This window comes from Lysobacter sp. KACC 24251, from assembly GCF_057747755.1.
Map to the genome: position 1 here is coordinate 1,869,492 of NZ_CM173222.1, position 25,131 is coordinate 1,894,622.

A 25,131-nucleotide genomic window follows, 5' to 3' on the forward strand; every position below is an offset into this window, starting at 1 on the left:
GTCTTACCAGTCCGTCGCGCTGATGGAGTCACCTGACACGGTCAAGCCGACCAGCTTGGGCTTGATCTCCTTGGTGAAGGCGACTGTCTCTGTGCGGCTGTAATCCTCGCCGTTGGCGCGCTTGCCGATCACCGTGACTTCGAGCTGGTGCTGCCCGCTGGCAATGTTGCCGGTATGCAAGCGCTGCACACCGCCCTTCTGCAGGGCCTCCAGCTCCTTGAAGCTGTAGATGTAGTGCGCCGCCGGCTGACCGTCGACCCGCACATCCACGGAATCCAACCGCAGCGTGTCGCCCTTCGCCAACTGCACGAAGATGGCGAAGTGGGTGTCGGACGGGTACAGCAGCTTCTCTTCAAGCTGGCTGAGTTCGGCGGAGATGGACAGAACGTCGGACTTGACCTCCTGCACCTGCTCATCCAGCCCCTTCATCTGCTCTCGATAACCGTCCTGCGCCAAAGCCGGCAGGCAACCAAGTGCCAGCAGGAACGGCACGACCGTCCACAACAAGATCTTCTTCATGCAATGCGCCTCACAGTTCCCCGGCCACGAATGCGCACCACCCATCCAGCCGTGCAAAGCAAGCTGAAATGCGGGGTTCCCGCTAACGTGGAGTTCGTTGTCCCCTTGACCGCCGGCGTTGCTCGACAATCTCTCGATTGCTTCGCTGTGCCCGTTCATCCGCCGGCTGAATACGGGCGAATTAGAGCAGTCCGCATGTAGTGGACAGTGAGATGGTCATTGCAGAACTTGTTACGCAGCGCGGCAGAAATGGCATATTTTTGTCAGATGCCAACACAGCTCTCACGCGAAGTGTGATGCTGATCTTCACTGTTGGATCGGTGCACTGCTCGGGTTGCAGTTGGATCACTTGCGCGGCATGCGCGCCCGCTTCGAGGGTGCGTCGCTCGCGAGATGCTTCGGCGACTCACACGCATGACGGCCCCATTGCCGTGGGCGCGGCGTGGTGGCAACTCCCGCCCTGACCTTCGGCCGAAGCGAGCCTCGTCCTGCGAGCCGCCACACAAGTGGCGAGACGGGAAGCCGGTGCTGGGAAGAACAGCAGGGAGCCTCGTTGAGCTCCAGCACCGCCACAGCCTTGAGGGTCAGAATAGAACTGAGGACGCTGCCAGGGCCGGCCCGAACGTGCTCTTACTCGGACCTAGAACGCCGGACAATTTGACCTGGACGTCGTTAATCATTTCCGGCAAGAACCGCCAATCCTTGAAACCGCCAGCCCCCCCCCTTCCGTCGCAGCTGCGCGATCCAAACGAAAAAGGCGGCGATTTCGTCACCGAAATCGTCGCCTCTTCGTTACGCGCTGGCCTGGAGCAGGAGACCAGTTATTTGGTAGCGGGGGCAGGATTTGAACCTGCGACCTTCGGGTTATGAGCCCGACGAGCTGCCAGACTGCTCCACCCCGCATCAGAAGAACAATGTTAGCGGAGGAAGGCGCTAAGCGCAACCCCCATTCATGAATTTCGCTATACCGAGAACGCCGCCTGGCACCACGCCATGATCGGATTCCAGGCAAAACCCAACGCAAGCAGAGCCAGCGCATTGACACCAAACGCAATGTGGAGCGGTCGGTTCTCGCGAATTGGCGGCGCATCGCCTTCCGGCTCGTCGAAGTACATCGCCTTGACCACGCGCAGGTAGTAGAAGGCGCCAACCACCGCGAACACCACGCCGACTATCGCCAACCAGAGCATGCCGCCCTCGATCGCTGCGCGTAGCACAGCAAGCTTGGCCCAGAAGCCCAGGAACGGGGGCACGCCCGCCAACGAGGCCATCACGCACAACACCAGGCCAGCCAGCCATGGATTGCGTGCATTGAGACCCTTGTAGTCATCGATACGGTCAGCCTCGAAGCCTTGGCGCGACATCACCACGATGGCACCGAACGCGGCAGCCGACATGATGGCGTAGCTGATCGCATAGAACATCGCCGCGGCATAACCCTGCGAGCCGCCCCCGGCGAAGCCAATGAACAGGAAGCCCACATGCGACACGGTCGAATAGGCCAGCAGTCGCTTGAGGTTGGACTGCACCAGCGCGGTCAGGTTGCCAATGGCCAGCGACAGCACGGCCAGCCCGGCAAGCATCAGGCGCCAGTGGTTGTCCAGCGGGCCCATGCCCGACTCCAACAGGCGGTAGGTCATGCCGAAGGCCGCCAGCTTGGGTGCCGAGCCGATGAACAGCGTGATCGGGGTGGGTGCGCCGTGATACACGTCCGGCAGCCACATGTGGAAAGGAGCCGCGCCGAACTTGAACGCGATGCCGCACACCACGAACACCAGACCGGTAACCAGCATGAGCGAAGCGCTCCCGTCGGCCACGGCGGCAATCGCGTGCAGGTCGAGGGAACCGGTGGCGCCGTAAATCAGCGACATGCCGTACAGCAACAAACCGGAAGCAAGCGCGCCCAGCACGAAGTACTTGATGCCGGCTTCGGAGGCCAACGGGCTGTCACGATCAGTGACCACCAGCGCGTACGAACACAGCGCCAGCATTTCCAGGCCCACGTACACCATCACCAAAGTGGCAGACGACACCATCAGCATCATGCCGAGGGCGGCGAACAGCATCAGCACGGTGACTTCGCCCTTGTACAGACCCCGCTCCCGCAGGAACGGCCAGGCGTACACCATGGCCAGTGCGCTAACCAACGCGATGCCGACCTTGAGCACGTCGGCCGCGGTGTCGCGGACAAACATGCCACTGAGGATCGTCCCCTGACCGCCCACGCCGCTCGCGACCATGGCCGCAACAGCCAGCAGCAGCGCCACGCCCAGGAGGTGGGTCACGACACGGCGGCGCTCCGGCAGGAACAGATCCAGCATCAGCAGCGCGAACGCACCGCCCACCAGCACCAGCTCCGGAAGGAGCGGCGCCAGTTCGGCGACGGAACGCACCGCCACCAGCGGCTGGTCGTGGGTAACAGTCACAGGCAGGGTCATCGTCAGCCCTTCTTAAAGCTTGGTCGAGGCGATCTGGGTGGCGAGCTGCGCAATCGCCGGCTCCATCAGATCAGTCAGCGGCTTGGGATATACGCCCAGCAGCAGCACGCCGGCGGCAAACACGCCCAGAACGAAGGCTTCGCGGGCGTTGATGTCCTCCAGCTCGGCGACGTGCTTGTTGCCCACGTCGCCCCACAGGATGCGCTTGGTCAGCCACAGGGTGTAGCCGGCACCGATGATCAGCGTCGTGGCTGCGGCGAAGGCGATCAGCGGGTGCTTCTGGAAGCTGGCGATGATCACCATGAACTCACCCACGAAGCCCGAGGTGCCAGGCAGGCCCGAGTTGGCCATCGCGAACAGCACGTAGAACACCGCGAACCACGGCATCACGTTGGCCACGCCGCCATAGTCCTTGATCATGCGGCTGTGCATGCGGTCGTACAGGACGCCCACGCTGGTGAACATCGCGCCCGAGATGAAGCCGTGGCTGATCATCTGCACCATCGCGCCCTGCATGCCCAAGCGGGCGGCGTCGGTGTTGCCGAAGTCACGCACCAGGCCGAACGCGATGAACGTACCAAGGGTCACGAAACCCATGTGCGAGACCGACGAATAGGCGATCAGCTTCTTCATGTCCTCCTGCACGAGTGCAACCAGGCCGACATAGATCACGGCGATCAGGCTGAGCGCGATCACCAGCCATGCCCACTCGTGGCCGGCGTCCGGGACGATCGGCAGGGTGAAGCGGATGAAACCGTAGCCACCGATCTTCAGCATGATCGCCGCCAGGATCACCGAACCCGCGGTGGGCGCCTCCACGTGCGCATCCGGCAACCAGGTATGGACCGGGAACATCGGTACCTTCACCGCGAAGGCGATCAGGAATCCGAAGAACAGCCACATCTGCTCGGTCGCGTTCAGCGACAGGTTGTACATGTCCGCCAGCTGCCAGCTGCCGCCCTTCAGGTACAGGTACACCAGGCCGATCAGCATGAAGACCGAGCCGAGGAACGTGTAAAGGAAGAACTTCACCGACGCGTACACGCGACGCGGACCGCCCCACACGCCGATGATGATGAACATCGGGATGAGCATGCCTTCGAAGAAGACATAGAACAGCATGGCATCCAGCGCGGAGAACACGCCGATCATCAGGCCTTCAAGGATCAGGAAAGCGGCGTAGTACTGGCTGACGCGCTTGTCGATCGAGGTCCAGGCACTGATCAGCACCAGCAGCGACGTCAGCGTGGTCAGGCCGATGAGCGCCACCGAAATGCCGTCCGCACCCAGCGAGTACTGGATGTTGTACGCGGGAATCCAGGCGTGGTTCTCGACGAACTGCATGGCCGGACTGACCATGTCGAAGCCGGTGAACAACGGGATGCTCAGCAGCAGCGTCACCGCGGCAACCGCGGTTGCGAACCAGCGCGCGGCATTTGCCCGCTCGTTACCGAGGAACAGGGTGGCGGCGCCGCCGATGATCGGCAGCCAGATCAGGAGGCTCAGCAAGGGAAACGAACTCTGCAAGGGCTCGGGGCTCACGTCTCGGTCCTTGTCGTCAGTGCCAGTTACGGATGAGGAGGGCGAGGATCACAATCAGGCCCAGGATCATCGCGAAGGCGTAGTGGTAGAGGTAACCAGACTGGACACGACGGACCAGTCGGGCGGTGAAATCGACAACGCTGGCACTGCCGTTCACCGCGGCGCCGTCGATCACGCGCGAATCGATGATCCGCGACAGCTTGCCCAACGCGATGCCGCCGCCTGCAAAGCCGTTGATCCACAGCGCGTCCATCCCGTACTTGTTCTCGAGGATGCGGATCGGCAGCTTGAGGGCGTGCGCAACCTTGCCAGGCAGCTCAGGCTTGAGCAGGTACATGAACGTCGCCAACGCAAAGCCAGCGAAGGCCAGCCAGAACGCCGGCGCCTTGAAGCCATGTAGCGCGAACGCCACCGGGCCATGCCACAACTCATGCTTGACAGCGAGCACGGTGTCACGGGCCGCCGAGAGGTCGATGGCGCCCAGGAAGAACGGCAGTTGTTCGTGGTGGCCGCTCCAGTCGGTGCCGAACAGCATCGGGCCGACGGTGAGGAAGCCGATCAGGATCGACGGGATCGCCAGCAGCACCAGCGGCAGCGTCACCACCCACGGCGACTCGTGCGGGGCGTGGCCGTGACCATGGGCGTCGTGCCCGTGCGGGTCATGGCCGTGGCCGTTGGCGTCATGCTCGTGCGAGAGCGCAGCCGCGTGTTCGTCGCTGTCGGCCTCCGGCGCGACGTAATCCGCCGGCGGAGTCGCGTGGAAACGTTCCTTGCCATGGAAGGTCAGGTACAGCAGGCGGAAGCTGTAGAAGGACGTCACGAACGCGCCCAGCAGCACCGCCCAGTAGGCGTACTGCCCCACCCAGCCACGCTGTTCGGACACGTGTTTGGCGGCCTCGATGATGGTGTCCTTCGAGTAGAACCCGCTGAAGAACGGTGTGCCGACCAGCGCCAGCGTACCGATGACCATGGTGATGTAGGTGATCGGCATGTACTTCTTCAGGCCGCCCATCCGGCGCATGTCCTGCTCGTGGTGCATGCCGATGATCACCGAGCCCGCGCCCAGGAACAGCAGCGCCTTGAAGAACGCATGAGTCATCAGGTGGAACACGCCTGCGCTGTACGCCGAGGCGCCAAGCGCCACGGTCATGTAGCCCAGCTGCGACAGCGTCGAGTACGCGACCACGCGCTTGATGTCGTTCTGCACGATGCCGATCAGGCCGGTCCAGAACGCCGTGGTGGCACCGATGAAGAGGATGAACTGCAGCGCGGTCTCGGACAGCTCGAACAGCGGCGACATGCGCGCCACCATGAAGATGCCCGCGGTGACCATGGTCGCGGCATGGATCAGCGCCGAGATCGGGGTCGGGCCTTCCATCGAGTCGGGCAGCCACACGTGCAGCGGGACCTGCGCCGACTTGCCCATTGCACCGATGAACAGACAGATGCAGATCAGGGTCGCGACCGACCACTCATGGCCATCGAAGATCGCGATGGTCGCGCCCTTGATCGTCGGCGCATTCGCGAACACGGTGCCGTAATCCAGCGAGCCGAACATCAGAACAACGCCGGCGATGCCGAGCAGGAAGCCGAAGTCGCCCACGCGGTTGACCAGGAAAGCCTTCAGGTTGGCGAACACCGCGGTCGGCTTCTTGAACCAGAACCCGATCAGCAGGTACGACACCAGGCCCACGGCTTCCCAGCCGAAGAACAGCTGCAGGAAGTTGTTGCTCATGACCAGCATGAGCATCGAGAAGGTGAACAGCGAGATGTAGCTGAAGAACCGCTGGTAGCCCGGGTCCTCTTCCATGTAGCCGATGGTGTAGATGTGCACCAGCAGCGACACGAAGGTCACCACCACCATCATCATGGCGGTGAGCTTGTCGACCATGAAGCCGACATGCGCCTCGAACCCACCCACCTGGAACCAGGTGTAGAGGTTCTCGTTGAACGGTGCCGCGCCCTGCCCCACCAGCTGCCACAGTACGTAGCCCGACAGCGCGCAGCTGGCGGCCACGCCCAGAATGGTGATGCTGTGCGCGCCCGCGCGGCCCACCTGCCGACCGAACAGGCCGGCGATGATCGAGCCCAGCAGCGGTGCCAGCACAATGGCCAGCAGCACCGACTTGGAAATTGCGAACTCCATGCCCGGCATCGGATCAGCCCTTCATCGAATCGATTTCGGCGACGTTGATCGTGCGCCGGTTGCGGAACAGCGTGACCAGGATCGCCAAGCCGATGGCGGCTTCGGCGGCGGCCACGGTCAGGATGAAGAACACGAACACCTGGCCGGCCTCGTCGCCCAACTGGCGGGCGAAGGTCACGAAGTTGATGTTGACGGCCAGGAGCAGCAGCTCCAGGCACATCAGCAGCACGATCACGTTCTTCCGGTTGAGGAAGATGCCGGCGATGCTGATGCAGAACAGGGCGGCGCCGAGTGCGAGGAAGTGGCCCGGGGTCAGGCCGGCGATCAGGTTCACGACTTCACCTCCTCGGCGGCGACTTCGCGGGCCTCGAGCACGGCCGGCTTGGACGCCTCCATCTTCACCATGCGCAGGCGGTCGCCCGGACGCACGCGCGCCTGGTCACCCGGATTCTGGTGCTTGGCACCGGGACGGCGGCGCAGGGTCAGCATCACCGCGGCGATCACCGCCACGGTCAGGATCACGGCGGCCACTTCGAACGGCAGCAGGAAGCGGGTGAACAGCGCGCGGGCCAGCCAAGTGACGTTGGAAATCCCGGCCACGTCGGCTGCGTCGGGCGTCAGCGGAATGGACGCCTGCGCCTTCACCCCGATCAGGATGAAAATCTCCACCAGCATCGCCACGGCCACCAGCAGGCCGACAGGCAGGTAGCGCACGTAACCTTCGCGGAGCGGCGCGGAATCGACGTCAAGCATCATCACCACGAACAGGAACAGCACCATCACCGCGCCGACGTAGACCAGCACCAGTGCGACGCCGAGGAACTCGGCACCCGCGATGAGCCACACACAGGCCACGGAGAAGAAGGTCAGCACCAGCGACAGCGCCGCGTGCACGGTGTTCTTGACGCTGATCACGGCCACGGCGGACGCCACGGCCATGAGCGCGAACACGAAGAAGGCAATCGTTGGGAAATCCATGGCGGGCCCTCAGCGGAACGGCGCGTCGGAAGCGCGGCGCTCGGCGATTTCCGCCTCGAGGCGGTCTCCGATGGCCAACAACTTCGGCTTGGTCAGGATGTTCTGGCCGCGCTGCTCGAAGTGGTACTCGTGCACGTGGGTCTCGACGATCGAATCCACCGGGCACGACTCCTCGCAGAAGCCGCAGAAGATGCACTTGAACAGGTCGATCTCGTAACGCGTGGTGCGGCGGGTGCCGTCCTCACGCTTTTCCGAATCGATGGTGATGGCCAGCGCCGGGCACACGGCCTCGCACAGCTTGCACGCGATGCAGCGCTCTTCCCCGTTGGGGTAGCGACGCAGTGCATGGATGCCGCGGAAGCGCGGCGACTGCGGCGTCTTCTCCATCGGGTACATGAGCGTGTACTTCGGGCGGAACAGGTACTTCAGCGTCAGCCAAAGGCCCTGCGACAGCTCGATCAGCAGCAGGCTCTTGAAGTAGGAAACGATGCGATTCATGCCTGTGTCTGCCTCACTGCCCCGGCTCGAAGACGCCGTAGTACGCCATCAGCGCCACCACCACGATCCAGGCGATGGTGATCGGGATGAACACCTTCCAGCCCAACCGCATGATCTGGTCATAGCGGTAGCGCGGGAACGAAGCGCGGAACCAGATGAAGCAGCTGGCGAAGAAGAACACCTTCGCAAACAGCCACCACCACCCATCCACCGACAGGAACGGAATTCCCCAACCCTGGAACGGGCTCAGCCAACCGCCGAGGAAGAAGATAGCTGTCAGGAAGCTGATCAGGATCATGTTCGCGTATTCGGCCAGGAAGAACAGCGCGAACTGCGAACCCGAGTACTCGACCATGTGGCCGGCCACGATCTCCGACTCGCCTTCCACCACGTCGAACGGCGCGCGGTTGGTCTCTGCCACGCCGGAGATGAAATAGATGACGAACAGCGGCAGCAGCGGCAGCCAGAACCACTCCAGGAAGCCGGCATTACCCGACTGCGCCATCACGATCTCGGACAGGTTGAGGCTGCCGGCGGCCACCATCACGCCGACCAGCGCGAAGCCCATCGCGATCTCGTAGGAGATCATCTGCGCCGAGGCGCGCATCGCACCGAGGAAGGCGTACTTGGAGTTGGACGCCCAGCCGGCGAGGATCACGCCGTAGACGCCCATCGAAGTCATCGCCAGCAGGTACAGCAGGCCAGCGTTGGCGTTGGACAGCACCAGCTTTGCATCGAACGGAATCACCGCCCACGCCGCAAGCGCCGGCACCATCGCCAGCATCGGCGCCAGCACGTACAGGAACGGCGAGGCGTTGGTCGGGCGGATGACTTCCTTGAACAGCAGCTTGAAGACGTCCGCGAAGGCCTGGAGGATGCCCATGCCCACGTACATCGGTCCGTGGCGCACGTGCATCCAGCCGATCAGCTTGCGCTCCCAGACGACGTAGAAGGCCACGGCGATGATCACCGGCATGGCGACCAGCAGGATCTTCAGCACGATCCAGGCGACGATGCCGACGGCACCGAACGACTCGAAGAAGGTGCGGATAGGGTCAATCATGGTGTCCCACATGGATCAGGCCCTCCCCGCCTGCGCGCGGCCAGCGCCCATCGGCGCGGTCGCACCATGGCCGCTTTCCACCCACACCGTGCCGCGGGCGACCTTGTCACTGACCGCGATCGGCAATGCGGCGGTGCCCTGCCCGGCCTGGAACTTCGCCATCGCGCCATCGGCCAAGCCGAGGGCTGCGGCGTCTTCCGGATGCAGCGTGGCACGCGGCTCGACGTTAAGCGGATGCGACTGCAGGGCCGGTGCGCGGCGAACCACCGCATCGCTGCGGTAGATGGCGATGCTTGAAGCGATCTCCAGGCCTTCGCCAGCAACGACGGGCGCCTTGCCGGCGGCCACGTTGACTTCCTGGCGCTGCAGACCGGCACGCAGGCCGGCAAGATCGGTGAACTCGAAGCCCTCGGCGGCGAGCTCGCCACCCAGCGCACGCAGCACGCGCCAGCCGGCACGCGCGTCGCCCGGCAGCTTGCCGCCGGCAACGGCGACTTGGTCGCGGCCATCAAGGTTGGTCAGCGTGGCGTCGACTTCCGGCAGCAGGCCGATCGGCAGGATCACGTCGGCCACGGCACGGGTCGAGCGGCAGGCGAAGTGGCTGAAGGCCACGACCTGGGCACCGTTGAGCGCCTTCATGGCCGTCGCGGTATCGCCAAAGTCCATGCCCGGCTCGATGCCGTAGATGACGTAGGCGCCGCGCGCGTCAGCCAGCATCGCCTGCGCGTCACGCGCGGTCGGCAGCACGCCGTAATCGGACAGGCCGACGGCGTTGGCGCCCTGCGGGATGCGGCATACCGCGGTGTTGGTGGTAGCGGCAAACGCGGCCACGGCCTTGCGGATCGTGGCGGCGTACGGACCGTTCTCGGCCAGTGCGCCCACAATCACGACGGCGTGGTTGGCAGCCTTCGCGGCATCGACCAGAGCTGCGTCGGACAGCGCGCCCGCCAGCTTGGACGGCGCGACGATCTGCTTGCCGGCGACTTCGAAGGTGAAGTCGAAATCGACCGGGTTGATCACGTGCACCTTGGCGCCCTTGCGGCCCGCCTTGCGCACGCGCTGGTGCACCAGCGGCAGTTCGTGACGCAGGTTGGAACCCACGATCACTACCAGGTCCGCGGATTCGATGTCCGCGACCGGCATGCCGAAGATGTCGGCGGTGGCGGCGTCGCTCAGGTCGTTCTGGCCGATGCGGTGGTCAAGGTTGCCGGTGCCCAGCGCCTTGGCCAGGCGGGCGAGCAATGCGCCCTCCTCATTGGAGGTGGCCGGATGCGCCAGGATGCCGAGGTTGTCGCCACCGTTGTTGCGCAGGATGTGCGCGGCCTTGGCCAGCGCCTCGTCCCACGATGCCTCGCGCCAGTCCTCGCCGTCCTTGACCAGCGGCTGCTGGGCACGGTCGTTGGCGTACAGGCCCTGGTGCGAATAACGGTCACGGTCGGACAGCCAGCACTCGTTGACTGCTTCGTTGTCGCGCGGCACGGTGCGCAGCACTTCGCCACGACGCACGTGGTGGAACAGGTTGCTGCCCAGCGCATCGTGGTAACCCAGCGATTCGCGCGCGGTCAGTTCCCACGGGCGGGCCTTGAACTGGAACACCTTGTTGGTCAGCGCGCCAACCGGGCACACGTCGATGACGTTGCCCGACAGCTCGGTGGTCAGCGGCTTGCCGTCAAAGGTGCCGATCTGCAGGTTCTCGCCGCGGTACATGCCGCCCAGCTCGTAGGTGCCGGCGACTTCCGCGGTGAAGCGCACGCAGCGCGTGCACTGGATGCAGCGGGTCATCTCGGTGGCGACCAGCGGGCCCATGTCCTCGTCCGGCACCACGCGCTTGCGCTCGGCGAAGCGACTGACCGAGCGGCCGTAGCCCATGGACAGGTCCTGCAGTTCGCACTCGCCGCCCTGATCGCAGATCGGGCAATCCAGCGGGTGGTTGATCAGCAGGAATTCCATCACGTTGCGCTGCGACTTCAGCGACTTCTCGCTGCGCGTGACAACCTTCATGCCGTCCATCACCGGCGTGGCGCAGGCCGGTGCCGGCTTCGGCATCTTCTCGACCTCGACCAGGCACATGCGGCAGTTGGCCGCGATGCTCAGCTTGTCGTGGTAGCAGAAGCGCGGAATCGGAATGCCCGCCTTGTCGGCGGCCTGGATGATCATCGAGCCCTTGGGCGCGGTCATCGCCACGCCGTCGATCTCGATCGACACGTGATCCGGCGGAACGTTGGGATTTACAGGCTGTGCGCTCATGCGGCTACCTTTTCCACGACGGTGCCGGCGCGCTGGTCGTCGACCAGGAAGCGCTTGTTCACGATCGCGTATTCGAACTCGTCCCAGAAGTGGTGCAGCATGCCCTGCACCGGCCACGCAGCGGCTTCGCCGAACGCGCAGATGGTGTGGCCTTCGATCTGGCCCGCGGCGGCGCGCAGCATCTGCAGGTCTTCCAGCGTCGCGGTCTTGTCGACGATGCGGGTCAGCATCCGGTACATCCAGCCGGTGCCTTCGCGGCACGGGGTGCACTGGCCGCAGCTCTCCTTGAAGTAGAAGCGGCTGATGCGCTGCGTTGCGCGCACCATGCAGGCGGTGTCGTCCATCACGATCACCGCGCCCGAACCCAGGCCCGAACCGGCCTTCTGGATCGAGTCGTAGTCCATCGTGCACGCCATCATGGCGTCGGCCGGCAGCACCTTCATCGAGGAGCCGCCCGGGATCACCGCCTTGAGCTTGCGGCCCGGACGCAGGCCGCCGGCCATGGCCAGCAGGTCGGCGAACGGGGTGCCGAGACGGATCTCGTAATTGCCCGGCTTGGCGACGTGACCGGAGACCGAGAAGATCTTCGGGCCGCCGTTGTTGGGCTTGCCGAGGTTGAGGAACCACTCGCCGCCATTGCGGATGATCGCCGGCACCGAGGCATAGGTCTCGGTGTTGTTGATCGTGGTCGGCTTGCCGTACAGGCCGAAGTTGGCCGGGAACGGCGGCTTGTAGCGCGGCTGGCCCTTCTTGCCTTCCAGCGACTCCATCAGCGCGGTTTCTTCGCCGCAGATGTACGCGCCAGCGCCGAGGGCACCGTAGATGTCCACGTCCACGCCGCTGCCGAGCACGTTCTTGCCCAGCCAGCCGTTCTCGTAGGCTTCCTTCAACGCCTGCTCGAAATGCTCGAACGGCTCGTGGTGGAACTCACCGCGCAGGTAGTTGTAGGCCACGGTCGAACCGGTGGCGTAGCAGGCGATCGCCAGGCCTTCGACCACCGCGTGCGGGTTGTAGCGCAGGATGTCGCGGTCCTTGGCCGTCCCCGGCTCGGACTCATCGGAATTGCACAGGATGTACTTCTGGCCCGGGCCCTTGGGCATGAAGCTCCACTTCAGGCCGGTCGGGAAGCCCGCGCCGCCGCGGCCACGCAGGCCGGACTGCTTGACCATCTCGACCACCGCGGCCGGATCCATCTTTTCGGTCAGGATCTTGCGCCACGCGGCGTAGCCACCCGTCTTGAGATAGTTCTCGTACGACCACGGGGTGTCGTAGTGCAGCGTCGTGTAGACGACGTTGTGCTCCTGCGGGGCCGGGCCGACCGGACCGTAGCCCTTCGAGTAGTCGTGGTGCGAGTGCGCCATCTGTCCCTGCCTCACTTCAACCCGTCGAGCAGCTCGTCCACCTTCGCGGTGTCGAGCTTCTCGTGGTAATGACCGTTGATCACGACAACCGGCGCGCCGCAGCACGCGGCCACGCACTCTTCCTCGCGCTTGAGGTAGACGCGGCCGTCGGCGGTGGATTCGCCCAGCTTGCAGCCCAGCTTCTGCTCGGCGTGCTTGACTAGGTCTTCGGCGCCATTGAGCCAGCAGCTGATGTTGGTGCAGAAGGCGACGTTGTTGCGGCCGACCTTCTGGGTCTCGAACATCGAGTAGAAGCTGGCGACTTCGTACGCCCACACCGGGGGCAGGTCCAGGTACTTGGCCACGGCGGCGATCAGTTCGTCGCTCAGCCAGCCGTCGTTCTGCTCCTGCGCGGCATGCAGGCCCTGCAAAACGGCCGAACGCTTGCGGTCCGGCGGGAACTTGGTCAGCCAGTGGTCGATGTGCGCACGGGTCTTGTCGGACAGCGCGACCATCGGGTCGACGTTCTGACAGGCCTCGAAATTTCCAGTCGCCTTCATTGGTTCAGTTCCTCAACGGCCGCCGCGATCAGCGGTCGACCTCGCCGAACACGAGATCGTAGGTACCGATCATCGCCACGACGTCGGCCAGCATGTGGCCCTTAACGATTTCGTCCATCGACGACAGGTGCGCGAAGCCCGGCGCGCGCAGCTTCACGCGGAACGGCTTGTTGGCACCGTCGGACACCAGGTAGCAGCCGAACTCGCCCTTGGGCGCTTCGACGGCGGCGTAGGTCTCGCCGGCGGGCACGCAATAGCCCTCGGAGAACAACTTGAAGTGGTGGATCAGGCCTTCCATGTCGTCCTTCATGCCTTCGCGCGACGGCGGGGCGACCTTGAAGTTGTCGACGATGACCGGACCCGGATTGGCCTTCAGCCACTTCACGCACTGCTGGATGATGCGGTTGGACTGGCGCATCTCGGCGACGCGGACCAGGTAACGGTCATAGCAGTCGCCGTTGACGCCCACCGGGATGTCGAAGTCGACTTCGGCGTACTTGGCGTAGGGCTGCTTCTTGCGCAGGTCCCAGGCGATGCCCGAACCGCGGATCATCGCGCCCGTCATGCCCCAGGCCAGCGCCTGCTCCGGCGAAACGACGCCGATGCCGACGGTGCGCTGCTTCCAGATGCGGTTGTTGGTCAGCAGCGTCTCGTATTCATCGACGCGCTTGGGGAAGTCCTCGGTGAAGCGCTCCAGGTAATCCAGCAGCGAACCTTCACGCCACTCGTTGAAACGCTTGAGCTTCTGCCCCTTGCGCCACGGCGACTCCTTGTACTTCGGCATGCGGTCCGGCAGGTCGCGGTACACGCCGCCCGGACGGTAGTACGTGGCATGCATGCGCGCGCCGGAGACTGCCTCGTAGCAGTCCATCAGCTCTTCGCGCTCGCGGAATGCATACAGGAACACCGCCATCGCGCCGAGGTCGAGCGCGTTGGAGCCGATCCACATCAGATGGTTCAGGATGCGGGTGATCTCGTCAAACATCGTGCGGATGTACTGGGCGCGCTCCGGCGCCTCGATCCCCATCAGGGTCTCGATGGCGCGCACGTAGGCGTGCTCGTTGCACATCATCGACACGTAGTCCAGCCGATCCATGTAACCGATCGACTGGTTGAACGGCTTGGACTCGGCCAGCTTCTCGGTACCGCGATGCAGCAGGCCCACATGCGGGTCGGCACGCTGGATGACTTCGCCGTCCATTTCCAGGATCAGGCGCAGCACGCCGTGCGCGGCCGGGTGCTGCGGGCCGAAGTTCATCGTGTAGTTGCGAATCTCGGCAGCCTTCAGGCCCGAGGTGTTCACACTGGAGGCAGGAACGCTCACTTCTTCACCTCGGCACGCTGGGCAGCTTCGCCCACGGCGGTCTGGTAACGCGCGTCGTCGCGGATCACGCGCGGCACGCCGACGCGCGGCTCGATGGAAACCGGCTCATAGACCACGCGCTTCTTGTCGGCGTCGTACCGGACTTCGACGTTGCCGATCAGCGGGAAGTCCTTGCGGAACGGATGGCCGACGAAACCGTAGTCGGTCAGGATGCGGCGCAGGTCCGGGTGGCCTTCGAAGATGATGCCGAACAGGTCGAACGCCTCACGCTCGAACCAGTTGGTGCCGGGCCACACGCCGGTCAGCGTGGAAACGACCGGCAGGTCGTCGTTCTCGGCGAAGGTGCGCAGGCGCACGCGACGGTTGTGCTGCACCGACAGCAGATGCGCGACCGCGGCAAAGCGACGCTCCGGCGTGGCGGCGGCGCCGTTGGGCTGCTCACCCCACTTGAAACGGCCAGCGCTCTTGCCTTCAACGCCGCGCGAGAAACCTTCCGAGGAGACATCGGTGTCCCACTCGTCCGAGCCATAGCTCAGGTAGTCCACGCCACTGACATCCACACACTGCTCGAAAGCGAACTCGTCACGCAACGCCAGCGCCGCTTCCAGCCAGGCATCGGCAGCGACGTCGATCGTGACTTCGCCACGCGGCGTGGCGACGGTGACCGCGGCATCGGCAAAGCGCGCCTGCAAACGCGCGACGAAGTCCATCACGGTCTCGTTGGAAGCGGAAACGCCGGCCATGTCAGCGCACACCCTGCTTGTTGTCGCCAAAGTTGGTGCCGCGGCGGATCTTCTTCTGCAACTGGAGGATGCCGTGCACCAGCGCCTCGGCGGTTGGCGGGCATCCCGGCACGTAAACGTCGACCGGAACCACGCGATCGCAGCCGCGAACCACGGAGTAGGAATAGTGGTAGTAGCCGCCGCCATTGGCGCAACTGCCCATCGAGATCACCCACTTCGGGTCGGGCATCTGGTCGTAGACCTTGCGCAGCGCCGGGGCCATCTTGTTGACCAGCGTACCGGCCACGATCATCACGTCGGACTGGCGCGGCGACGGGCGGAACACCACGCCGTAGCGGTCCAGGTCCAGGCGCGACGCGCCAGCCTGCATCATCTCGACCGCGCAGCACGCCAGGCCGAACGTCATCGGCCACATCGAGCCGGTGCGCGCCCAGTTCCACAGCACGTCCATGCTGGTGGTGACGAAGCCCTGCTGCATCACGGGGTTGTCGGCTTCCGGCAGGAGGATGTCATCCAGCCGCCCTTCGGGCAGCGGGTTGTGCATCAGCCCGGAAACGGTCTGGATCACTCCCATTCCAGGGCTCCCTTCTTCCACACGTAGATGAAGCCAAGCAACAGCATGCTGGCGAAGATGCCCATCTCGACAAGGCCGACCACACCGAGTTCGCGGAACACGGTGGCCCAGGGCACGATGAAGATGATTTCCAGGTCAAAGATGATGAACTGGATGGCGATGAGGTAATAGCGCACGTCAAACTGCATGCGCGCGTCTTCGAACGCTTCGAAGCCACACTCGTATGGAGAGAGCTTCTCCAACGTGGGACGCTTGGGCCCCAGAGTGTTACCCACCACGATGAGGGCGACGCCGATGACACTGGCGACGACGATGAACAGCAGGGTCGGCAGGTATTCGGCCAGCACTCGATGTTCTCTCAGCTATGGCCGCTGCTGCGGCCTTGGCTCGGCGATTCTTCGCCGTTGATGCGGCCCGTCGCGCGTGCCACACCGCGTTGTGTTGGTGCCCAAGGGGGGACTCGAACCCCCACGACCTAAGTCGCTACCACCTCAAGGTAGTGCGTCTACCAATTCCGCCACCTGGGCATTGCTTGCTACTGCTGGCCGTCCTGGCCATCGAATCCGCCTATTGTAGCCGACTCGATCTTGGTCGTGACAGACCATCCACCGGCTTTTCCGTGCCGGCGGACTACAACCTTTGACGTGTAACTCAGCCCTGCGGGGGCGTTGCCGGCGGGTTGCCCTGCTCAGCCGGTGCCGCTTCGGGCGCCGGAGCAGCCGGAGTGGTCGCCGGAGCGGTGGCGGCCGGAGCTGCAGGCACGGCCTGTGTCGGCGCCGCAGGCGCTGCCGGAACCGCACCGCCCTGCGCGGGCGCCGGAGCGGCCGGCATCTGCGACATCAGGCCCAGGTCCTGGGCATCGCCCGACGCGCCGGTCGCGGTGTTCGTCGCGTGCCACGCCATGTACAGGCTGATACCGAAGAACACCACGGCCAGCCACTTCGTCGACTTCGACAGGAAGTTGGATGCGCCGCGTGAACCGAACACCGTGGCCGAGGCACCACCGCCAAAACCGGAACCGGCCTGCGCGCCCGCGCCACGCTGCATCAGGATGAGCGCGACCATCGCGACTGCGACCAGCACGTAGATGACGTTGAGGAACAACAGCATCGGTAGGTGTCCAAGGATTCGTCAGGGAGCCGCCGCCGCAGCGATGGCGTTGAAGTCGGCGGCAACCAGCGAGGCCCCGCCCACCAGGCCGCCATCGACGTCGGGCTGCGAGAACAGCGTCGCGGCGTTGTCGGCCTTCACGCTACCGCCGTACAGAATCGGCAGCGAGTCAGCGATTCTAGCATCGTACGCGGCAATTTCGCTACGGATGAACGCGTGAACCTGCTGCGCCTGCTCCGGGGTGGCGGTCCGGCCCGTGCCAATGGCCCACACCGGCTCGTAGGCAATGATGGCGCCTTCGAACGCGGCCGCCCCGCCCTGCTCGAGGATCGGAGCCAGCTGCTCTTCCAGGCGCCACTCGGTCTTGCCGTCCTCGCGCTCGGCGAGGGTTTCGCCGATGCACAGGATGGGCGTGATGCCACCGGCCTTGGCCGCAAAGAACTTGCGGGCCACCAGCTCGCTTGTCTCGCCGTGGTACTGGCGACGCTCGGAGTGGCCGACCAAGCCGTACTGGGCGCCCACGTCCTTGAGCATCGCGGCCGAGACCTCGCCCGTGAACGCACCCTTCTCGTTCATGCTGACGTCCTGCGCGCCAAAGACCAGGCCCTTGGCTTCGTAACGCTCGGCCAGTTCGCCCACGTACGGGAGCGGCGGCAGGATGATCAGTTCGACGCCCTGCTTCGCCGGGACGACGGCGTCCAGCAACTCAAAGGCGAACTGACGGTTGCCGTGCAGCTTCCAGTTTCCGGCGACGATCTTGCGGCGCATCAGCGACTCCCTGTGGCGTGTTCTTTCTTGCCCGGCGCGGTAGACGCCCGGCAAGGGCGCGGCATTCTACCCCACCTCGCGCCGATTCCGGCTTGCCCGGGCGTGGCCGTTACTTGAGTTTGATCTCGCGCAGGCGCTCTTCCAGGTATCCCTGGGCCGTGATCGGCTCGGGATAGCGGCTGGGATTGTCCGGCGTGATGCACGAGGGCAACACGTCGATCAGGAAATCCGGATTGGGGTGCAGGAAGAACGGGGTGGAGTAGCGCGGCTGGCGGGCCTTCTCGCCCGGCGGGTTGACCACGCGGTGGGTGGTCGAGGGGTACACGTGGTTGGTCAGGCGCTGCAGCATGTCGCCGATGTTGACCACGATGGTGTCGGCGTCGGCGGTGAACGGCACCCATTCGCCCTTGCGCGAGAGCACTTCCAAACCCTCGGCGCTGGCCCCCACCAGCAGCGTGATGAGGTTGATGTCCTCATGCGCGCCGGCGCGGACGTTGGGGACGTCCGGGGTGGTGATCGGCGGGTAATGGATCGGCCGCAGGATCGAGTTGCCCGAGTCGGTCTTGTCGGCGAAATAGTTCTCCGGCAGGCCGATGTGCAGGGCAAGCGCGCTCAGTACGCGCGATCCCAGCTGGTCGAGCGCGGTGTACAGGCCGTACGCCTTCTCGCGGAAATCAGCCACTTCCTCCGGCCACAGGTTGGGCGGCATGACGCCGGCATGCCTGGAGTCGCGTGCGATCTCGCGGCCGACGTGCCAGAACTCCTTGAGGTCAAAATGCTGCGCGCCCTTGGCGGTTTCCACGCCAAACGGGGTGTAGCCGCGCGCGCCGCCACCCCCTGGCACGTGGTACTTGCGCTTGACCTCCTCGGGCAGCGCGAAGAAGCGCTGGAAGGCGTCATAGGCGCCGGCGATCTGCTCATCGCTGATGCCGTGGCCGCGGATGCCGGCAAAACCCCATTCGCGGTAAGCAGCACCAAGCTCCGCCACGAAGGCGTCGCGGTCGGTGTCGAAGCGGCGGATGTCGAGGGTGGGGATCTGGGGCTGGGTCATGGTCAGGTCGCGGAATGGGATGAGGACAGTGTGGCGGCATGCGACCGCCACGACTTGACGTGGATCACGCGGCGGCGGCGTCGCGGACGGCCGCGGACAGGCGGTCCAGGGTCGTCTGGACCAGCGCGGCATCGTCGGCTTCGACCGTGACCCGGACCACCGGTTCGGTGCCCGAAGGGCGCAGGAAGGCGCGCCCACGGCCGGCCACGGCGGCTTGGGCCTCCGCCAGCGCGGCCTGCACGGACGCAGCCTCGGCAGGCTGGCCGGCGCCCTTGGTGTAGCGCACGTTTACCGTCTTCTGCGGCACGCGGGTCATGCCGTCGAGTGCCTGGTGCAGGCCCAGGCCGCGGCGCTGCAGCACTTCCAGCACCTGCAAGGCACTGACGATGCCGTCGCCGGTACTGGTGCGGTCCAAGCACAGGATGTGGCCCGAGGCCTCGCCGCCCAGCACGCCGTCGTTGGCGAGCAACTGCTGGTGGACATGGCGGTCGCCGACCTTCGCGCGGACGAAGCCGATGCCCTTGCTGGCCAGCGCCTGTTCCAGCCCGAAGTTGGTCATCAGCGTGCCGATCACCGGCCCCCGCAGGCGCCCGGTGGCCTGCCAGTCGCTGGCGAGCACGTAAAGCAGGTCATCGCCATCGCGCACCACGCCGTCGCCGTCGACGAACAGCACGCGATCGCCATCGCCGTCGAAGGCGATGCCCAGGTCGGCGCCGGTTTCACGCACGCGCGCGGCCAGGTTGTCCGGATGGGTCGAGCCGACGCCGGCATTGATGTTGAGTCCGTTGGGATCCACTCCGATGGCATCGACGCGGGCCCCCAACTCACCCAGCACCAGCGGGCCGAGACGATAGGTCGCGCCGTTGGCGCAGTCCAGGACGATGCGCATGCCGCCGAGGTCGAAGCCCTTGGGCACTGAGTTCTTGCAGGCCTCGACGTAGCGGCCGATGGCGTCGCGGGTTCGCTCGGCCTTGCCCAGATGCTCCGAGGGAACGGTACTGAAGGGCAGGTCGAGGGCGTTCTCGATGGCCAGTTCGGTGGCATCGTCGAGCTTCTCGCCCTCGGCGGAGAAGAACTTGATGCCGTTGTCGAAGTGCGGGTTGTGCGAGGCCGAGATGACGATGCCGCCATCAGCGCGCATGGAATGGGTCAGGTGTGCGACGGCGGGCGTGGGCATGGGACCCATCAGCTGCACGTCGACGCCAGCGGCCACCAGCCCCGCTTCCAGGGCGGCTTCGAACATGTAGTTGGAGATGCGGGTGTCCTTGCCGATAATCACCACGGGCTTGCGCCATCCGCGCGGCCCCGCGGCCGACTCTGCAGCGGCGCGCAGGACATGCCCGTAGGCGTTGCCCAGGCGCAGGACGAAATCGGCCGAGATGGCCCCTTCGCCGACGCGTCCACGGATGCCATCGGTGCCAAAGTAGCGACGGCTCACGCAGCGGCCTCGGCGTCGTCCTGGGGTGCCGGCTGGCGCATCATCATGGTCAGCAGGACGGCCAGGCGGTCACGCAGTTCACGACGGTCACAGATCTGGTCGATGGCACCGTGGTCGAGCAGGAACTCCGAGCGCTGGAAGCCTTCGGGCAGCTTCTCGCGCACGGTCTGCTCGATCACGCGCGGGCCGGCAAAGCCGATCAGGGCCTCGGGCTCGGCGATGTTGATGTCGCCCAGCATGGCGAACGAGGCCGACACGCCGCCGGTGGTCGGGTGGGTCAGCACCGAAATGTACGGCAGGCCCGCGTCGCGCAGGCGACCCAGCGCGGCCGAGGTCTTGGCCATCTGCATCAGCGAGAACAGGCTCTCCTGCATGCGCGCGCCGCCACTGGCGGCGAAGCACACGAACGGACAGCACAGCGCCAGGGCGCGTTCGGCGCCGAGGGTGAAGCGCTCGCCGACCACCGAGCCCATCGAACCGCCCATGTAGGCGAAATCGAACGAGGCGGCGACCAGGTCGTGGCCCTTGAGCTTGCCCTCCAGGGTGACCATGGCGTCACGCTCGCCTGTCGACTTCTGCGCGGCCTTGATGCGGTCCGAGTACTTCTTCTGGTCCTTGAACTTCAGGACGTCGGTCGGGCCAAGGTCGGCGCCGATTTCCGTGGTGGTGCCCTCGTCGAAGATCGAAGCCAGGCGCGCGCGGGCGCGGATGGGCATGTGGAAGTTGCACTTCGGGCAGACCTCGAGGTTTTCCTCGAGTTCGGGGCGATAGAGGACGGCGCCGCAGCGGTCGCACTTTTCCCACAGCCCCTCGGGCACGTTGCGCCGCTTGGCGTTGGCACCGGCATCGGTGCGGATGCCGGACGGCATGAGTTTCTTGAGCCAGGACATGTGTAGCGTATTCCCCTGTTCAGGCATATGGGTGCCCCGCCGCCATCCGAAGCTGGCGCCGAGCGAGCGGGTCAGTTTAGCGCACCGGATCGCGGGGTCGACAGGCCCGGGTCACGCCCTGTCCGTACGACCCGGTTTGGTTGGCGAATCAGGCAGTTGCATCGAGCGCGGCCCGCAGTGGCGCGAGGAAGTCCCGGGCGGCCCGCGCGGCAGCCTCTGGTGAGGTTTGGTCGGCCAGTGCGGTCACCAAGGCGCTGCCCACCACCACTCCGTCCGCCTCGCGGGCCATGGCGGCGGCGCTGGCCGCATCCTTGATGCCGAATCCGGCTACCACGGGCACTTGGGTGGCGCCGCGGATGGCGTGCAGGCGGTCGCTGGCACTGCCGGTATCGAGATGGTCGGCGCCGGTCACGCCGGCGTAGCTGACGTAGTACAGGTATCCCTCGCCTTCGGCGCAGAGCTGGGCGATGCGCGCGTCGGAGGTGGTGGGCGACGCCAGGAGGATCAGGTCCAGCCCCACCGGGGCGAAGCCCGCGCGGAACTCCCCTGCCTCTTCCGGCGGCAGGTCCACCAGCAGGATGCCGTCCACTCCCGCATCGGTGGCGGCATTGGCGAAGGCCGCGGGCCCACGGATCTCGACCGGGTTCAGGTAGCCCATCAGCACGAGCGGGGTTTCGTTGTCGCGCTCGCGGAACGCACGCACGGTATCGAAGATGTACTTCAGCCCGGCCCCGCGGGCGATGGCGCGTTCGGAGCTGTGCTGGATGGTGGGGCCGTCGGCCATGGGGTCGGAGAACGGCACGCCAAGCTCGATGACGTCCGCACCAGCTTCGACCAACGCATGCATGACCGGCACGGTCGCCTCCAGCGACGGGTCGCCGGCGGTGATGAACGGAATGAGCGCCTTTCGCCCGGCGGCCTTGAGGGACTGGAACTTGCTGTCGATGCGGCTCACAGTGAAATGCCCTCCCGCGCGGCGATGGTGTGCACGTCCTTGTCGCCCCGGCCGGAGAGGTTGCACAGCACGAGCGCATCCTTCGGCAGCTCTCGGGCGAGCTTGAGCGCCTGGGCGATGGCGTGGCTGGACTCCAGAGCGGGCAGGATGCCTTCGGTCAGGGTCAGCAGGTGGAAGGCGGCGAGCGCCTCGGCATCGGTGACGCCCACGTATTCGGCGCGGCCCGTGTCCTTGAGGAAGGCGTGCTCGGGACCCACGCCCGGGTAGTCGAGCCCTGCCGAAACCGAGTGCGTCTCGATGATCTGGCCATCGTCATCGCACAGCACGTAAGTGCGGTTGCCGTGCAGCACGCCGGGGCGACCGGCCGCCAGCGAAGCGGCATGGTGGCCCGTGGCAATGCCCTCGCCCGCCGCCTCGGCGCCGACGAGGCGCACGTCGCGGTCGTTGAGGAAGGCGTGGAAGATGCCAATGGCGTTGCTGCCGCCGCCCACGCAGGCGGTGACGACATCGGGCAGACGACCGTATTCGGCCAGCATCTGCGCGCGCGCTTCGCGGCCGACGACGGCATTGAAGTCACGCACCATGCGCGGGTACGGGTCGGGGCCGGCGACGGTGCCGATGATGTAGAAGGTGTCCCGCACGTTGGTTACCCAGTCGCGCATCGCCTCGTTCAGCGCGTCTTTCAGGGTGGCCGAACCGCTGGTCACCGGCACCACCGTCGCGCCGAGCAGCTTCATGCGGTAGACGTTGATCTTCTGCCGTTCGATGTCGGTGGCGCCCATGTACACCACGCATTCCAGGCCCAGGCGCGCTGCGACGGTCGCACTGGCCACGCCGTGCTGGCCAGCGCCGGTCTCGGCGATGATGCGTGTCTTGCCCATGCGGCTGGCCAGCAGCGCCTGGCCGATGGTGTTGTTGATCTTGTGCGCGCCGGTGTGGTCCAGGTCCTCGCGCTTCAGCAGGATGCGCGCGCCGCCGTTTTCGCGACTGAGGCGCTCGGCGAAGTAGATGGGACTGGGGCGGCCCACGTAATGCGCAAGGTCGTTCTCGAAGGCCGCGATGAAGGCCGGATCGACGCGCGCGGCGTCGTAGGCGGCGGCCAGTTCCTGCAACGGGCCGATCAGCGTTTCGGCGACGAAACGGCCACCAAAACGGCCGAAATGGCCATTGGCATCCGGGTAGGCATGGAAGTCGATGGCCGCAGCAGGTGCGGCTTGGGATGTGGGATTGTTCACGCGTGAATCTCCGGAACCGGGACGCGCAACGCGGCGGGTGCGCCGGCTACGCGATGCAAGGCAATGGGGTTCGGTGCGCCTGCAATCGGCAGGCGCCAGAGGCGTGGTGCGTTATCGCACCGCCGCCGCAGGCACGCGACGCCATCGGCGCAGCGAGCGACCGAAGGGAGCGGAGGGGCGATTCGACGTCTTCATGGCGTGGAGTTAGCGTACCCCATCGTGTGCGGATGCGCCGCCGGCGGGCGGCAGACCATCGTCGATATCCGCCGCGCGCACGGCCGCGACGAAACGATGCATCAGCCCCGTGTCCTTGGCCCCCGGAGAAGACTCGATGCCGCTGGACACGTCCACGCCCCAGACGCGGGTGGCGCGGATTGCCTCGGCGACGTTGTCCGGGGTCAGGCCACCGGCCAGCAGCAGCGGGCGACCTCCAACGGAAGGGATGTGAGTCCAGTCGAAGCGCTCACCGGTGCCACCGGCGGCACCCGGCGCATGGCTGTCGAGGAGGAACCCGGCCGCGCGGGGATGAGCGTCGAACAGCCCTTCTACATCGGCCATGCCCTGCCCACCCATTCCGACTGCCTTGAGGTAAGACCAGCCAAACTGCTCGCAGAACGCGGCGGACTCGCTGCCGTGGAACTGCAGCAGGCTGGGACGCAGGCGGGCGATGACCTCATGCACTTCGTCGGCGGGGTTGTCCATGAACAGGGCCACCACGTCCACCAGCGGCGGGATCACCTCGCGCAGCGCGGCCGCCTGTTCGAGCGAGACGCGCCGCCGGCTGCGTTCGGCGAATACCAGTCCGACTGCATCCACGCCCAGGTGCGCCGCCGCGCGGATGTCGTCGGCACTGGTCATGCCGCAGAACTTGATCCGGGTGCGACCCAGCTTGGCGGTCACAGCGTCACCTCGGCAGGCAGGCCGCATTCCGCCGGATAGCGGGGGCCCAGGAACACCAGGCCTGCCGAAGGCGCGGTGGGCCCGGCCACGGTGCGGTCGCGACCCTCCAGCAGCTGCCCGAGCCAATTCTCCGGACGATCGCCCCGCCCGACCGGCAACAGGCTGCCGACGATGTTGCGGACCATGTGGTGCAGGAACGCGTTGGCTTGCACTTCCACGTCAACGATGTCGCCGCTGCGCGTGACCGAAATGAATTGCAGGTCGCGCCGCGCGTGCGGGGCCTGGCAATGCACGGTGCGGAAGGCGGAGAAGTCCTTCTCGCCCAACAACGCCTGTGCTGCACGGTGCATGGCGTCGGCATCCAGCGGGCGCCGCTCCCATGACAGGTATTGGCGGCGCAGCGCCGGGCGCACCGGGCGATTGAGGATGCTGTAGCGGTAGCGCCGGGCGCGCGCGGAGAAGCGCGCATGGAAATCGTCCGCGACGGGCATGCACCAACGCGCGCAGATGGCCGGAGGCAGGCGACTGGTGGCGCCGAGTACCCAACTCCGCGGATCGCGGTTGGCGGGACCATCGAAATGCACCACCTGCGTCGACGCATGGACGCCCGCATCCGTTCGACCGGCGCAGACCACTTCGGTGGGACGCCCTGCAACGAAACCAAGGGCTTCCTCGACTGCGCCCTGCAGCGTGGGTTCACCCTCGCGATCGGGCTCGCCGTGCTTGGTCAACCGCTGCCAACCGGAAAACTCACCGCCATCGTATTCGATGGCCATTGCATAGCGACGGAGCGGCATGGCCTCCGCCGCCGG

At 65.7% G+C, this 25,131-nt stretch carries 24 protein-coding genes and 2 tRNA genes; all 26 read right to left on the minus strand.

The features are described 5' to 3' along the window. Positions 1–3: 3 nt before the first annotated feature. Positions 4–519, minus strand: a complete 516-nt coding sequence (locus AC3ARF_RS08715; RefSeq protein WP_498927079.1) for a hypothetical protein — start codon at positions 517–519, stop codon at positions 4–6. 826 nt (positions 520–1,345) lie between these two features. Continuing rightward, a tRNA-Met gene (locus tag AC3ARF_RS08720) sits at positions 1,346–1,422 on the minus strand. 59 nt (positions 1,423–1,481) lie between these two features. Continuing rightward, positions 1,482–2,957, minus strand: a complete 1,476-nt coding sequence (gene nuoN / locus AC3ARF_RS08725; RefSeq protein ID WP_498927081.1) for an NADH-quinone oxidoreductase subunit NuoN — start codon at positions 2,955–2,957, stop codon at positions 1,482–1,484. 12 nt (positions 2,958–2,969) lie between these two features. Then, positions 2,970–4,454, minus strand: a complete 1,485-nt coding sequence (locus tag AC3ARF_RS08730; protein WP_498931817.1) for an NADH-quinone oxidoreductase subunit M — start codon at positions 4,452–4,454, stop codon at positions 2,970–2,972. A 61-nt stretch (positions 4,455–4,515) separates the two neighbouring features. Then, entirely contained in the window at positions 4,516–6,645 is a 2,130-nt protein-coding gene (nuoL, locus tag AC3ARF_RS08735) for an NADH-quinone oxidoreductase subunit L (RefSeq protein WP_498927083.1), read from the minus strand. Between the two features lie 13 nt (positions 6,646–6,658). Beyond that, a complete protein-coding gene (gene nuoK, locus AC3ARF_RS08740; RefSeq protein WP_036135142.1) occupies positions 6,659–6,961 on the minus strand; it encodes an NADH-quinone oxidoreductase subunit NuoK in 303 nt (100 codons plus the stop codon). Positions 6,962–6,975: 14 nt separating this feature from the next. Next, positions 6,976–7,623 (minus strand): NADH-quinone oxidoreductase subunit J, encoded by a 648-nt coding sequence (locus AC3ARF_RS08745; RefSeq protein WP_498927085.1) that lies wholly within the window; start codon positions 7,621–7,623, stop codon positions 6,976–6,978. Between the two features lie 9 nt (positions 7,624–7,632). Continuing rightward, on the minus strand, positions 7,633–8,121 hold the full coding sequence (nuoI, locus tag AC3ARF_RS08750) for an NADH-quinone oxidoreductase subunit NuoI (protein WP_036134978.1): 489 nt from the start codon (positions 8,119–8,121) through the stop codon (positions 7,633–7,635). A gap of 13 nt (positions 8,122–8,134) precedes the next feature. Further along, positions 8,135–9,184, minus strand: a complete 1,050-nt coding sequence (gene nuoH, locus AC3ARF_RS08755; protein ID WP_498927087.1) for an NADH-quinone oxidoreductase subunit NuoH — start codon at positions 9,182–9,184, stop codon at positions 8,135–8,137. 15 nt (positions 9,185–9,199) lie between these two features. Then, a complete protein-coding gene (nuoG, locus tag AC3ARF_RS08760; RefSeq protein ID WP_498927089.1) occupies positions 9,200–11,431 on the minus strand; it encodes an NADH-quinone oxidoreductase subunit NuoG in 2,232 nt (743 codons plus the stop codon). Further along, positions 11,428–12,792, minus strand: coding sequence for an NADH-quinone oxidoreductase subunit NuoF (gene nuoF, locus AC3ARF_RS08765; protein ID WP_498927090.1), 1,365 nt, complete (start codon positions 12,790–12,792; stop codon positions 11,428–11,430). Before nuoF ends, nuoG begins: the two co-directional genes overlap by 4 nt. An 11-nt stretch (positions 12,793–12,803) precedes the next feature. Continuing rightward, the gene (gene nuoE / locus AC3ARF_RS08770) at positions 12,804–13,331 is read right to left on the minus strand and encodes an NADH-quinone oxidoreductase subunit NuoE (protein WP_498927092.1); all 528 of its coding nucleotides are present in this window, start codon (positions 13,329–13,331) and stop codon (positions 12,804–12,806) included. 28 nt (positions 13,332–13,359) lie between these two features. Beyond that, positions 13,360–14,589: an NADH-quinone oxidoreductase subunit D gene (locus AC3ARF_RS08775; RefSeq protein WP_498931819.1), complete on the minus strand. Its 1,230-nt coding sequence runs from the start codon at positions 14,587–14,589 to the stop codon at positions 13,360–13,362. A 62-nt stretch (positions 14,590–14,651) separates the two neighbouring features. Further along, entirely contained in the window at positions 14,652–15,398 is a 747-nt protein-coding gene (locus tag AC3ARF_RS08780; protein WP_498927094.1) for an NADH-quinone oxidoreductase subunit C, read from the minus strand. Between the two features lies 1 nt (position 15,399). Further along, positions 15,400–15,972: a NuoB/complex I 20 kDa subunit family protein gene (locus AC3ARF_RS08785; RefSeq protein ID WP_498927096.1), complete on the minus strand. Its 573-nt coding sequence runs from the start codon at positions 15,970–15,972 to the stop codon at positions 15,400–15,402. Continuing rightward, the gene (locus AC3ARF_RS08790) at positions 15,963–16,319 is read right to left on the minus strand and encodes an NADH-quinone oxidoreductase subunit A (RefSeq protein WP_498927098.1); all 357 of its coding nucleotides are present in this window, start codon (positions 16,317–16,319) and stop codon (positions 15,963–15,965) included. Before AC3ARF_RS08790 ends, AC3ARF_RS08785 begins: the two co-directional genes overlap by 10 nt. A gap of 95 nt (positions 16,320–16,414) precedes the next feature. After that, a tRNA-Leu gene (locus AC3ARF_RS08795) sits at positions 16,415–16,499 on the minus strand. A gap of 124 nt (positions 16,500–16,623) precedes the next feature. Continuing rightward, positions 16,624–17,082, minus strand: coding sequence for a preprotein translocase subunit SecG (secG, locus tag AC3ARF_RS08800; protein ID WP_498927100.1), 459 nt, complete (start codon positions 17,080–17,082; stop codon positions 16,624–16,626). 21 nt (positions 17,083–17,103) lie between these two features. Then, positions 17,104–17,850, minus strand: coding sequence for a triose-phosphate isomerase (gene tpiA, locus AC3ARF_RS08805; protein ID WP_498927102.1), 747 nt, complete (start codon positions 17,848–17,850; stop codon positions 17,104–17,106). Positions 17,851–17,959: 109 nt separating this feature from the next. Further along, entirely contained in the window at positions 17,960–18,901 is a 942-nt protein-coding gene (locus AC3ARF_RS08810) for an isopenicillin N synthase family dioxygenase (RefSeq protein ID WP_498927103.1), read from the minus strand. A gap of 64 nt (positions 18,902–18,965) precedes the next feature. Further along, the gene (gene glmM, locus AC3ARF_RS08815) at positions 18,966–20,339 is read right to left on the minus strand and encodes a phosphoglucosamine mutase (RefSeq protein WP_498927104.1); all 1,374 of its coding nucleotides are present in this window, start codon (positions 20,337–20,339) and stop codon (positions 18,966–18,968) included. After that, a complete protein-coding gene (accD, locus tag AC3ARF_RS08820) occupies positions 20,336–21,229 on the minus strand; it encodes an acetyl-CoA carboxylase, carboxyltransferase subunit beta (RefSeq protein ID WP_498927105.1) in 894 nt (297 codons plus the stop codon). Before accD ends, glmM begins: the two co-directional genes overlap by 4 nt. Before the next feature lie 148 nt (positions 21,230–21,377). Next, the gene (gene trpA / locus AC3ARF_RS08825; protein WP_498927106.1) at positions 21,378–22,184 is read right to left on the minus strand and encodes a tryptophan synthase subunit alpha; all 807 of its coding nucleotides are present in this window, start codon (positions 22,182–22,184) and stop codon (positions 21,378–21,380) included. Further along, the gene (gene trpB, locus AC3ARF_RS08830) at positions 22,181–23,380 is read right to left on the minus strand and encodes a tryptophan synthase subunit beta (RefSeq protein ID WP_498931820.1); all 1,200 of its coding nucleotides are present in this window, start codon (positions 23,378–23,380) and stop codon (positions 22,181–22,183) included. The genes trpA and trpB overlap by 4 nt, the downstream gene beginning before the upstream one ends. A 243-nt stretch (positions 23,381–23,623) precedes the next feature. Then, on the minus strand, positions 23,624–24,319 hold the full coding sequence (locus tag AC3ARF_RS08835; RefSeq protein ID WP_498927108.1) for a phosphoribosylanthranilate isomerase: 696 nt from the start codon (positions 24,317–24,319) through the stop codon (positions 23,624–23,626). Beyond that, positions 24,316–25,116, minus strand: a complete 801-nt coding sequence (gene truA / locus AC3ARF_RS08840; RefSeq protein WP_498927110.1) for a tRNA pseudouridine(38-40) synthase TruA — start codon at positions 25,114–25,116, stop codon at positions 24,316–24,318. The genes AC3ARF_RS08835 and truA overlap by 4 nt, the downstream gene beginning before the upstream one ends. Between the last annotated feature and the right edge of the window lie 15 nt (positions 25,117–25,131).